Here is a 12,065-nt window from a genome sequence, read left to right on the forward strand (position 1 = left end):
GACGGGCGGCCGAAAGCACCTCTCTCGGCCTCCAACCCGTCACAGAAACTGACCCGCCCTCTCACTCTTTTGGTCTCCCGGCAGGCTCCCGAGACGACGCATTACGCCGCCTCGTGATCGGCGACCAACGTCGGTGCGCCCACGGCGAGATCGGGAAGGAATCCGAGGAGATAATCCGCGGCCTTGCTAGCTTGCGAAGCCGCCCGCACAATCGCGCGATTATCCTCGCGCAGCACCTCGAGCCAAGAGCCGATGTAGTCGGCGTGCCGCACGGTGGGCACAATGCCGAGCGACGCACAGCAAAACGAGGAGGAAATCTCAGCGACAATTTCCTCGAAGGCGTATTTTTTGCTACCGTAGCCGCCCGAGAGCTCGCGATTGAGCCGGGAGGAATGACCGCTGGCGTGCGCCAACTCATGCAGAGCGGTCCGGTGCCAGTTGATCGGCTCGAAATAGGCAGCCGGAGGCGGTACCTGAACGTAGTCGTTGCGAGGACAGTAGAAGGCCCGGTCGCCCCCAATACGGAAGTCGATCCTGGTCGCACGGATCAGCGCTTCGACCTGCGGCTCAATCATATGAGACGACGGTGCGATGCTAGAGGCATCGACGGATAGGCCGTCACATTGTTCGGTATTAAAAACTGTAAATCGCTTCAGGAACGGAATCGCTCGGGCTTCATCACCCGCCGTGCACGCCCGCTTCATCTCCTCGGCGGGCACGAAGCGGTCGGCGTAAACAACGGTTGTACCGCGCTCGCCTTTACGAACGCGGCCCCCGAGCGAAAATGCTTGGCGGAAAGTGAGCCAGCTCTGGCCCGAAAAGCCCCGCTCGACGGCGGCACCTAGCAGGATCAGGATGTTGATGCCAGCATATCGCCGGCGGGTCGCGGCGTTATGCGGTATTGCAAGCGGCACCTTTGCCGCGGCCCAGGGCTGGACCCACGGCACACACCCAGATTCCAACTCGGCGATGATCTTGCTGGTGATGTCTTCATAGAAATTTGTCCGGTCGGTACCGACTCGGGCCTTGCGAACATGTCTGGGCATCGCGGTTCTCCGCGACGGGTGCCACGAGCCTCTCTCGTAGCCACTAACCCGTCACGGCAAAACCGGCCGTCCCTCTGACTCTTCGGTCCTGCTGCGAGAACCCAAAGGGCTGGTCGGTCGATCCGCTCGCAGGCGGCAAGACCAAGGAAGATAGGCGCAGGCGATCAGTGAGTGTCGGCGCGAAGCGCCGTGGAACCCGGACCGAGCGCGTTCGGCGAGGGACACCTTATTGCGCGCGAGGGATCGAAGCCGTATGGCCGAGACGCCGCGCGGCTCGGTTCAAGAGAGCCCGGTGCGGCGCACGCCGCACGCGCTGAAGTACAAATCGAGTTATATCAGCGGCACGAATTGCACGCCACCGGCGCCTCGTTTTAGCACCGACATCTAGCGAGGGCTGTCGTTCCGACAAAGGGAGGACTAGTCACGGCTGTAATGTTAGGTGAGCGACAGATTTGTCGGCTTGACTGTTGATAGCCTGATCAAATCAGATGACTCTTAATCATCGGGCCCCAGGTTCGAGCCTCCCCCCGCTTCGTCACGATGGTTCTGCTTGTGCAATCCAAAGCGGAAGTGGATGGGTGTCGCCGCGCGCTTCAAGTCGCCTCGCCTCTCGTAAGGTCGGCCGCTGCACATTCGACGAGCCGTGTCGCTGATGCCAGCGCTAGCCGCGCGAGAAGTATGGATCTGCCTGCGCGATATGGCGATGGTGTTGGCCTGCGCCGCCGGCAGCCCATGAGGCGCGAGGAGATTGCGTGTCGTGCACGACGACGGTCATCTCGAGCAGGTGCAGTTCAGACAGATCGGGTCCTAGAAGCCCAACCGCGGCGCGCGATCTCCGACGCCACCTTTCAGCGAGCATTCCAGCGGGATTTGTCGTGCGACCGAACATGCGAGCCCTGATCGTTCCCTTATGCGGGGGTCCTCCGTCCTATTTGCACTCCAAATCACCCGATTCCCGCACCAGCACTTAGCGGCCCCTTTCTCCGAAAGCTTGTCATTCTCTATCTAGAGGGCCCGGTTGACTAGAAAGGTGAGGATGTGTGCAAGCATGAGGCACGAAACGGCCAAGCCGAGTTACTTGAATTTGCAATTTCTTAGGTCGCGCACCGGGCGACGATGCTCGGAAAGATCGCGCGATTTCGTCAGTTGCCTGAATTCGCAATATGGACGACTGATCCATTGACGCGCGAGCCGGCAGTCATGACACGTCGCATCGCCCTGCCTGCCCGTTATCCGCCCATCAGCGGGTGGCCCGCACTCATGCGCGCGGACATGGCCGCCGCTTACCTGGATTACCGCGACACAGGTGAACTCGCACGCGCCGTCGGCCGCGGTGAGGCACCGCAGCCAATCGGCTATCATGGAGTTGGGCGTACTCGAGAGCCAGTTTGGTCGAAGGCGATTATCGATAAGGTCACGGCACCAGGCAAGGCTATGATTCAGAATCGATTAGAGGGACAAGACTTGGCCTCTCTCGTATGAATTTACCCCACACCGCGTTGAGGCTTCCCCGCTACTGCCGGCGAAGGTCACTAAAGAGTGGTCGATGGGCCTATTTCTTTGAGCCACCGACTTGGGCCCGTAAGCAGGCCTGCTACGTCCAGGCCGAAGCGTTAGGGGACGATTATGCGGCGGCCTTAGACCGAGTCGAGAATGTTCTGCTGCCCGCCTTCGACAGCTGGCGTTCAAGAGGATTGACCGACATGGTTCCAGCTACTCCTGTGCCCGGCACTTTCGATTGGCTGGTCAGTGTTTTCAAAGCACATCAGAAATGGAAAGAGATAGATCACAAAACGCAGCGCAGCTACGAAAATGGCTTGGCGCTGTTTGCCAACCAAAAGCTGAAGGATGGTAGCCGCGCAGGCTCGAAGCAGATTTCCGACTTCACGAAGCGATTTGTCGACGCAATTTACGCGAAGCTGCTCGTTGTGGAAGAAAAAGACGGGGATGGAAACGTTGTGAAGCGCGAGCGTCGCCGCTCTGCAAATGCGTCCATGACTGCTTGCAGGCGCGCTTGGTTTGTTGGTCAACGCGCGCACGAAGCGGATGTCCCTGCGGTCAATCCATTCTCGCGCATGGGCCTGAAAATCCGCACGCTTGCTATGCCCGAGCGCCAGACGCCAACAGCGACTTGGGATGAGCTGGTTGCATTCAGGATAGCCGCAAACAAGCTCGGATACGGCTCGGTCGCGACGGCCGCGTTGTTGACCTGGGAGTGGTTGCAGCGGCAAGAACACATATTCGGCGCCTTCGAAATCTCGCATTATCGGCCAAATGAGCGGCCGAATAGTGTGAAGATCGTCCATCCGAAGAATGGTGAAGAAGCCTGGTGGCCTCTGTTCGACGAAACCGGTGCCTCCCTATTTCCCGAGTTGATGGCGGAGCTCGACGCCATTAAGGCAACAATGATTTCGGGGCTAGTCTTTCGGCGTGACCATGAGCATCGCCGGTCACGCGAACAACTTCCTTGGATTACGGCACGCAAGGATCTGCGTTACCTTCGAGCAGTCGTGAAGAAGATCGTCGCAGCGGCTGGGCTACGAAGCGAACTCTCATTTACTTCCTTCCGCCACGGCGGTTTTACCGAAGGGGCGGACAGCGATCTTACGGATGCCGAGTTACGCGCTGCGGCCCGCCATCGATCTCCGCACCAACTACCAACTTATGCCAAGCGCACACGCAAACAGCTGATCTCAGGCGCCAAGAAGCGCCGTGAAGAGCGACGAAATGCTCCCCATCGCCTGTCAGAATGACCCCTCTGGCCCAAAATGATCAAATTCACCTGGCACGAGCTCCTGGTTAACCGGGCTATTTGCCAGGCCACGAAGGCTTTCGCTTTTCGCTGAATGCCTTCAGGCCTTCTTTTGCATCCTCGGTCATCGCCAGCAACGCGATCTGGCTTTCGGTGTAGGCGATGCTTTCGTCGAACGACATCGAGGCGATGGCCCGCATGGCATATTTGCCACGGCGGATCGCGGTCGGCGATTTGTCGACGATGCGGCCGATCAGCCAGTCGACCTTGGCGTCGAGTTCGGCCGCGGGCACCACATAGTTCAGAAGTCCGGCAGCCTTGGCTATATGGGCGTCGAACGGCTCGCCGGTCAGCGACCATTCGTTGACGAGGCGTTTTGGCGCGATCGTCTGCAGCAGGCTCAGCACCTGCATCGGGAACACGCCGACCTTGACCTCGGGCAGTCCGAAGATGACGTGATCGGCTGCGACCGCTATATCGGTCATGCACAGCAGGCCCATGCCGCCAGCCATGCAGACGCCGCCGACGCGCGCGATCGCGGGCTTGGTGGCATTCTGCGACAACCGCAACAGATCCGCGTAGTCGACATTGGGCCTTGAAAAATCCATCGCAAAGGCGGCGCCGCTGTTCTGCAGGTCGGCGCCGGCGCAGAACGCCTTGTCGCCCGCTCCCGTCAGCACGATGACGCGGATGTCCTTGTCGTCATGCGCCTCGCGATAGCCGCGGGCAATGCCGGCGACGACGTCGGCATTGATGGCGTTGCGCTTGTCCGGCCGGTTGATGGTGATCCAGAGCGCCTGTCCGCGCTTTTCGCGTATCACACTATTAGTATCGGTCATTGTCCCACTCACCTGTTCGCTATTGGTTGGCGAACATTTGCCGCAGGAAGGCGGTGGACTGCAAGGCCGTTTACGTTCAGGGTGATCGATTATCTTCGCGATTGTTATTTCCGATCGCCTCGGCCCAGTCAGCTTTGGGACGCGATCCGGGTCGGCGTTATTTCACGCGTCGTCCCTTGAAAAATCCGGCATTCGTCGTGTTCTGCTTGATATTGGCGGTCTCGCCCTGCTCTGCCGAATTCTGAATATCGTCGTGCCCCTTCGACGTATCCTTGTTCACCTCGGCATGGTCGCCAGTACCCTTCTGGCTGCGATTGGCAGGTGGCACTGGCGGCATTTCATTATGACGTGACATTTTGATTTCCCTTGCTGCGACGCATATCGCTTAGCTAAGGAAACCGCCGCGCTTTGGTTCCAATCGCAGCCCGCTGCGGTGCAACATGCGACCCGGCCCTATCGGCCAGGCTCAGGCCCCGGCCTTCTTCACCCAGACCTTGTTGTCGTGGAACGCGGCGCCGCCGACCGGCGCCACTTCCTCGGCCCCGGTCAGCATATTGATGCCGCGGCCGCCGATATGGGCCTTGTTGGGCTGAATGGATTCCGCGATCAGCACGCCACGGCGCACGCCGTCGAACAATTTGGCGGTCAGCGTGGTTTCGCCGCGCGTGTTGCCGAGCGTCACAGCCTCGCCGTCGGCGATCCCGAGATCTGCAGCATCGGCAGGATGAATCATGACCGATGGATTGCCCTCACGTGCAATCGAGGACGGCGTTTCATTGAAACTGGTGTTGAGAAAGCTGCGCGACGGACTGGTGGCGAGCCGGAACGGATGCGCTTCATCCGCCTCCTCGATGATCCTCCAATGGTCGGGCAACGACGGCATCTCCGCCCACGGACCCATCCCGGGCGTGCCCCAGGGCGGATGCGCCCAGTCGGCCTTGAAGTGGAACTTCTTGTCGGCATGGCCGAAGCCATCGAGATAATGCGAGGCGCGGAAGTCCGGCTGGATATCGCGCCACAGATCCTTCTCCAGGCTTTCGATATCGCCGTGGCCGCTCTGCTTGAGCGTGGCATCGATCAATTCGCGCGGCGTCATGTCGAAGCCCGGATGCACGACGTTGAGGCGGCGGCCGAGGCCCTGCAAAACCTCGTGGTTGGAGCGGCACTCGCCGGGCGGATCGATCAGCTTGGCGCCGACCGAAATATGCTGATGGCCGCCGCCGTAATAGAGGTCGTCGTGCTCCATGAACATGGTGGCCGGCAGCACGATGTCGGCCATCTGGGCCGTCTCGGTCATGAATTGCTCGTGCACCACCATGAACAGGTCTTCGCGCGCAAAGCCCTGACGCACCAGCGCCTGCTCCGGCGCCACCGTCATCGGATTGGTGTTCTGGATCAGCATCGCCTTGACCGGTGGCCCGTTCTTCAGCGCCACCGGATCGCCGGTCAGGATGCGTCCGATCCGTGATTGATCGAGTACGCGGACGGAGTTGTCGCGCGCGTCATGGCCCTCGATAATAGATTCGTTGAACTTCCAGATCGCGAAATTGTTGAAGAACGCACCGCCGCCCTCGTATTGCCAAGCGCCGGTCACGGCCGGAATGCACAACGCCGCATGCATCTGCGCCGCGCCGTTGCGGCTGCGGGTAAAGCCATAACCGAGGCGGAAGAACGTGCGCTGGGTCTGGCCGACCGCGCGCGCGAACGCCTCGATCTCCTCGACCGGCACGCCAGAGATCGCCGAGGCCCATTCCGGTGTGCGGGTCGCCAGATGCGCTTCGAGTTCGTCGGGACAATCGGTGTACTCAGCAAGATAGGCCCGGTCGGCATACCCCTCGCGGAACAGCACATGCATGACGGCGCAGGCGAAGGCGCCGTCGGTGCCGGGCTTGAGCAGGATCTTGATATCGGCCTGCTTCATGGTTTCGTTGTTGTAGACGTCGATCGCCGCAATCTTCGCACCGCGCTCCTTGCGGGCGCGCATCGCGTGCGTCATCACGTTGACCTGGGTGTTGACGGGATTGGTGCCCCAGATCACGATCAGGTCGGAGACGCCCATCTCGCGCGGATCGACGCCGGCGATCTTGCCGGTGCCAATGGCAAACCCGACGCGTGCGATGTTGGCGCAGATGGTAGAGTAGAAGCGCGAATATTTCTTCACATTGGCGAGGCGGTTGATGCCGTCGCGCATCACCAGTCCCATGGTGCCGGCGTAATAATACGGCCAGACCGATTCAGCCCCGAACTCGCGCTCGGCCAAATCGAAACGTGCGGCGATTTCGTCCAGCGCCTCGTCCCAGGAAATCCGCGCGAACTGGCCTGAACCCTTCGGTCCGGTGCGGCGCATCGGATAGAGCAGCCGGTCAGGATGATGGATCCGTTCGGCATAGCGCGCGACCTTGGCGCAGACGACACCGGCGGTGTAGGTCTGCTGCTTCGAGCCCCGCACCCGGCCGATGCTGCGGCCTTCGATCACCTCGATGTCGAGCGCGCAGGCCGACGGGCAATCGTGCGGACAGGTGGAATGGCGGATATCGACCTTGGCGTGCTGGTTCATGTCACCATAGGTAACATCAAATGTTTCTGCCGCCGAAGGACTTTCTCAAGGAAGAGTGAAATGCATTTTGTATCAATAAGTTAGATAAGTTCTCACCCTCTAAATGTTGCATTGAAGCGCAATGTGTATTTTCACGATTGGCAAACTTCGCGCTCAATCGACCCAATCCAGCATGGGCGAGTTTGAGCTAACTTCGGCAAGTAAGCTCCAAGAAGATCGTGTCAATGAATGCACGCGTCAGACGTCGCCGGTGCACGACCAGACTAGATCGGCAGGACGGAGATTTAGGTGGCGATAGGTTCAAATCGAGGACCTGCAAGCGCGTTTGTTATAACTTCTGGCCGAGGCGACCTCCGACGGCCGGCTGCAAGGTCAAGAACGGCCACCAGGTCGCCGCGTAGGGTGGCGTGATTCTCGCCCCGCTTGTCGCCGGGGGTTATCACCACCTCGCCAACGAGCGAGCGGATGTCCTCGCAGGCCTCCCCATTGGACTCCGGCTCGGCGAGCGTTTCGGCGAGGCGGATCACGTTGGCGCGGTAGTGCTCAGCGATCCAAAGCGGAACATGGGCTCTGCAATATTATTGCTAATATTACGCGCAGCACTCTGACCATCAAAACCTCAAGCCGCAACGGAATCACATTAGTGCCTGGCTGTCTTGTTCCGCCGTGTAGTCGGACGCCCTCCTCATGGACAGTTCTTAGCGCGTTCATGAAGATAGACGCGGCGCCTAACACCGCGAAAGCCAGGAAGCAGCATCCCAAGAATTACTCACTTGCGCTGCGGCCGACTATGCAGATTCGGGCTGCGACACAGTGCGGATGTGTTAGGAAGTGCCGCGTGTTCGGTACTCACTAGCCTGCCCAGCTCAGGAACACATGCCATCGTGGGCAAACGATTCCGAAAAGCCACGGGCCGATTGCGGCTATTGGGGCGGTGATTTGCAGACGAGCCAGCGCCCGGCCTTGGATTACCAATTATCGGAAAATTGCTCGATCGATTGGGATGGCCGTCGGCAGTTCACATCAGCGAGTATGCCGGCCTCGGAATTTTAAGAAGTGGACCTGGCTGTGTTGCGGGTGGCGGTCGTCCGGATGCTCGCCTTCTCTAAGTGGCTTCGGCGCGTGCAAGAAGGCGCATCCTTTCTTTTCGTCGAGAGCGGCATTGAGCAGATGAAAATAAAGCTTTAACAAGGCGGCTTGCCCACCGCCTCTGAAGTGAATCACATTGTCCGTCATTTTTGGCCCTTTACATGCGCAAACGGCGAATGAATTCCAGCAGCCGATATTGTTAACGTGCTGTGACGCGCAAGACCCACCCGAAGCGGAGATAATGTCGTCCCGCTTTGGATCGAGGCAAAACTAAATGAACAAGAGCTACCGTCTATGCGAAAACGGACACGCCACCTAAAACCGGTGCCGCATCCCTGATCCGAGTGTCCATCCGTCAGCCGTTCCCACTGGCTAATGGCAGCGTGAGGCAAAACACCGCGCCGGGCAGCGGATTCTCCGCCCAGATGGCAGCGCCGTAATTTTCGGTGACGGTGCGCGCGATAGGCAATCCCAACTCTCTCCTTTGCGGCCCTTTTCGATTTGCGGGTCGGGATTGGGGAACGTCCGCTTTCGACGTGCTCAAGGCGTTCGCCGAGGCCCAGTGCTCGAGTGGTCGGGCGAGGCGATCGCGCTCGTATTTCGCTGGCACTCCGATCGCGGCGTCTGTTTTTGCATAGTCTGGTGCATCCGTTTCGATACTCTTTAGAGCACACGATCGGGCCGCTTTGGAGGTTCGCAAGCTGATATCGAATACTTGACCTCCCCACCGCGCGAAAACTGAGTCGAACCCAAACCTGTCAACATCGCTAATTCTGTGTGGCGATAAAGATGAACCTTAAGCGGAGAAAAGGAGCGACCGGTCACAAGGCTGCTGAACATCCAAGGCAGCGCTTCACAGTGGCTGGGCCTTGTGCGAGCGACAGATGACTCATGCTTGGTATGTTACTTTTGAGGTGCTCAAGAGCGGGGTATTGCCCAGAAAGCGAAGCCCTCGAGAAACAAGAGTGTTTGAAACTGAGGCGGAAGCCAAGAACTTCGCGCGAGCGAAATTCGAGGAGGGCCTGAAGGTTTACGCCGGCACTATTAATCCTCACTCGCCGAGAAAATTAATTGTCTCAACCTGCATAGCTTGTTGGCTCGAAGATGAGCAAGAACAAGAAGCTAAATCTTCGAACGACGCTGGGGAAACGCGAAGGAAATAGTCAGGCTTTCGATGCGAATTTCGGGCGTGTTACTTGAACGGCAAGGAGACAACTCCAACGCAAACAATTGGTCGTGCCCCCACCGAGCATAACGCAGTCTTTCCGATGTTTTAGTTTCGTCAAGAATTTCAGGTAAATCAATGAGTACAGTCTCTGCCGCACTTTTTCCTTGAGTGTTGCCATTATGGCACAGGGGCTCCGGGCTCGAGCATTTAAGATTTCCCTCAGATCAATTTTCGCTTCACATCAGAAGCGACGGAGCTGGAGGAAATACGATGAAGAAGTTTTTCCTGGGTACGCTTGGTCTAGTTGCAATGGCTGCTCCTGCGGTCGCCGCTGACCTTGCGGTTAAGGCAGCCCCGCCGCCACCGCCGCTGCCCGTGTTCAGTTGGACCGGGTTCTATATCGGCGCCAACATTGGCGGTGCCTGGGCCCACAACAACTGGACCGATACGCTCTTCCTGACGAACTTCAACAACAACAACAACGGCAGATTTATCGGTGGCGGCCAGATCGGCGGCAATTACCAGATCGGTAACTTCGTCATCGGCGGCGAATGGGACTTCGACTGGGCCGGCAACAACAACGGCGGCACCGGGGTCGTCATTCCAGGTGTTGGGACCATTGTGGTCACCAACAACAATCGCTGGATCACGACGGTGGCCGCCCGCTTCGGCCTTGCCGTCGATCACTGGCTGTTCTACGGCAAGGCTGGCGGCGGCTGGGTCGGTAACAACAACCTGACCGTCACCAACGTCACGACAGGTGTGTCGCTGACCTGCGGTAACTTCGCCAACTGCGGCAACAACACCGGCGGCTGGCTGGTAGGCGCTGGCTTCGAATATGCGTTCACGAACAATTGGACGGTGAAGGCCGAGTACGATTATCTCGGGTTGGGCAACCGGACTTTGTTGATTCCGGCCACCGCCCCGCTCCTTGCCGGCGATACGTTCACCTCCAACAACCGCAATATCCAGATGGTGAAAGTTGGGGTAAACTACCTGTTCAACTGGGGCGCACCGGTTGCCGCCAGATACTAATCACTGAATCCACTTTTGACTTCGGCGATCATAAGGGCTCGGTCACCGCTAATACCAGGTCGGATGTTAATACGATCGCGGCGCGCATCAACTATCACTTTGGCTGGGGTACCCCGCCGGTCGTATCGAAATACTGACCTCGACCAATTTCTATTTCTCCAGCAAACTAGGCCGGCAGAAATGCCGGCCTTTTTTATTGGGTGAATATGTCTGAAAGATTCGCCGACTTGCGGAAACGGAGCCGCTTTTTTTTGCGACTGCAATCCCGGTGAGGCCAGTTGAGTCCCGAGCGCGGCAAGTCACGCGTGGGCAACCCCTAGCACCCGCTGGTCCCCCACGTTCGGCCACAACACGCAGCAGTTCCGTGTCCCCTTTGCGTCCGACTGGCGCGACAATGCCGAACTCGGCGAGGTACGCTCGGATCGAATTGATCACCGCGGCGGCTGGCGGATGAATAGATAGCGCGTGCAGTGAAGCATGAGACAACTGTGTTGCTCAGGCGTCTTTGTTGGCAATATGGCGGTGGCCGGACCTGAAACATTGCTCTTGGGATCACCCCTCCTGACAAACATGGTCGAACGTCGGGGATCGGGCTCCCGTCAATGCACCAGCGCTTTCGTCAGTTTGCTGAAACTGTTCAAGATGGCGAAAGCGGCCAAGACCATCGCGATATCCGGCGCACAAATGAGACGTCCTCGCTAGCGTATTATCGGTCGCCCGCTCCCGCCGAAAGGCGCACACGTTTGGAGGATCCGCATCGTTAGCCGACTCTTTGGCGCCTGCCTGCCGCAGTCGCTTTTGCGGCCTCAGCCGGTGTGAAGCCCTTCAAGAACAGGTCGACGACCATGTCGGCGAATTCCTCGGGATCGATGCTGCCCGTGGGGTCGTACCAAGTGTGGCTGAAATTGAGGATGCCGAACAGCATCATCGTGTAGACCTTCTTGGTGCGCTTGACGATCTTGCCTTCCGTGTCGAGCCGGATCAGCAGATCGGACACCATGTCCACCAGCTGCCGCTCGAGCGCCTTGATCGTTTTCTGCTCGTCCTCGCTCAGAAACGAAAGGTCGTTCAGGATCAGCCGCTGCTCGTGGGTCGAGCGCGCGTTGAGGGTGACAATCGCCGTGATCGCCGCACGAAATTGCTCCAGCGCGGTGGGCACGCCTGCAACCGCGGCTTCGACGTCGACGATCATCTGACGAACATGAGCATCCAGAATCGCGAACAGGATCGCTTCCTTGGAATCAAAATAGTGATACAGCGCACCCCGGGAAAGCTTACAGGCGTCGGCAAGCTCGGCGATCGAGCTGCGCATATAGCCCTGCCTCGCGAACAGGCCGCAGGCCGTCGTCAGGATGCCCTGATGGATTCCGTCGTAATTCTCGGAGCGTGTTCGCGCCATTGCAATCTCTCAGTTCATTCGCTGCTCAGGCGCGAATCCGGACGACGTTTGCATCTCATCATACTATCGGTGCCGGCCGAAGGCCGCGACCTCCCGCCGCAAGGATCATCCACCGCAACCGTCTTCCATCCCAGGATCACCAGCTTTGATCTGGGTCAATTAACCGGTCAGCCGGATTAA

Annotated in this window: 9 protein-coding genes; 3 read left to right on the forward strand and 6 right to left on the reverse strand. The window is 58.9% G+C overall.

The window, feature by feature from the left end; all coding sequences use genetic code 11:
• Positions 1–101: 101 nt before the first annotated feature.
• On the reverse strand, positions 102–1,046 hold the full coding sequence (locus tag BLS26_RS07285) for an ArdC family protein (RefSeq protein WP_092509715.1): 945 nt from the start codon (positions 1,044–1,046) through the stop codon (positions 102–104).
• A gap of 253 nt (positions 1,047–1,299) precedes the next feature.
• Here BLS26_RS07285 and BLS26_RS37045 point away from each other — a divergent pair, with 253 nt between their 5' ends.
• Both BLS26_RS37045 and BLS26_RS07295 read left to right on the forward strand, forming a co-directional pair.
• Positions 1,300–1,434, forward strand: coding sequence for a hypothetical protein (locus BLS26_RS37045; protein WP_256385915.1), 135 nt, complete (start codon positions 1,300–1,302; stop codon positions 1,432–1,434).
• 1,315 nt (positions 1,435–2,749) lie between these two features.
• Positions 2,750–3,799, forward strand: coding sequence for a hypothetical protein (locus tag BLS26_RS07295; protein WP_157676361.1), 1,050 nt, complete (start codon positions 2,750–2,752; stop codon positions 3,797–3,799).
• 55 nt (positions 3,800–3,854) lie between these two features.
• Here BLS26_RS07295 and BLS26_RS07300 read toward each other — a convergent pair whose 3' ends face one another.
• From BLS26_RS07300 to BLS26_RS35585, 4 genes are all read right to left on the reverse strand, one after another.
• Positions 3,855–4,637 carry an enoyl-CoA hydratase/isomerase family protein gene (locus BLS26_RS07300; protein ID WP_092509721.1) on the reverse strand — a complete coding sequence of 261 codons (783 nt, stop codon included), beginning with the start codon at positions 4,635–4,637 and terminating at the stop codon, positions 3,855–3,857.
• A gap of 157 nt (positions 4,638–4,794) precedes the next feature.
• Entirely contained in the window at positions 4,795–4,992 is a 198-nt protein-coding gene (locus tag BLS26_RS07305) for a hypothetical protein (RefSeq protein ID WP_092509723.1), read from the reverse strand.
• A gap of 111 nt (positions 4,993–5,103) precedes the next feature.
• Positions 5,104–7,194, reverse strand: a complete 2,091-nt coding sequence (locus tag BLS26_RS07310; RefSeq protein WP_092509725.1) for a molybdopterin oxidoreductase family protein — start codon at positions 7,192–7,194, stop codon at positions 5,104–5,106.
• A gap of 1,023 nt (positions 7,195–8,217) precedes the next feature.
• Positions 8,218–8,430 carry a hypothetical protein gene (locus tag BLS26_RS35585; RefSeq protein WP_157676363.1) on the reverse strand — a complete coding sequence of 71 codons (213 nt, stop codon included), beginning with the start codon at positions 8,428–8,430 and terminating at the stop codon, positions 8,218–8,220.
• Between the two features lie 1,291 nt (positions 8,431–9,721).
• Here BLS26_RS35585 and BLS26_RS07325 point away from each other — a divergent pair.
• Positions 9,722–10,486: an outer membrane protein gene (locus BLS26_RS07325; RefSeq protein ID WP_092509729.1), complete on the forward strand. Its 765-nt coding sequence runs from the start codon at positions 9,722–9,724 to the stop codon at positions 10,484–10,486.
• 760 nt (positions 10,487–11,246) lie between these two features.
• Here the strand turns inward: BLS26_RS07325 and BLS26_RS07330 are convergent.
• Positions 11,247–11,885, reverse strand: a complete 639-nt coding sequence (locus BLS26_RS07330) for a TetR/AcrR family transcriptional regulator (protein ID WP_092509731.1) — start codon at positions 11,883–11,885, stop codon at positions 11,247–11,249.
• Positions 11,886–12,065 lie beyond the last annotated feature (180 nt).

Source organism: Afipia sp. GAS231 (genome assembly GCF_900103365.1).
Lineage (GTDB): Bacteria > Pseudomonadota > Alphaproteobacteria > Rhizobiales > Xanthobacteraceae > Bradyrhizobium.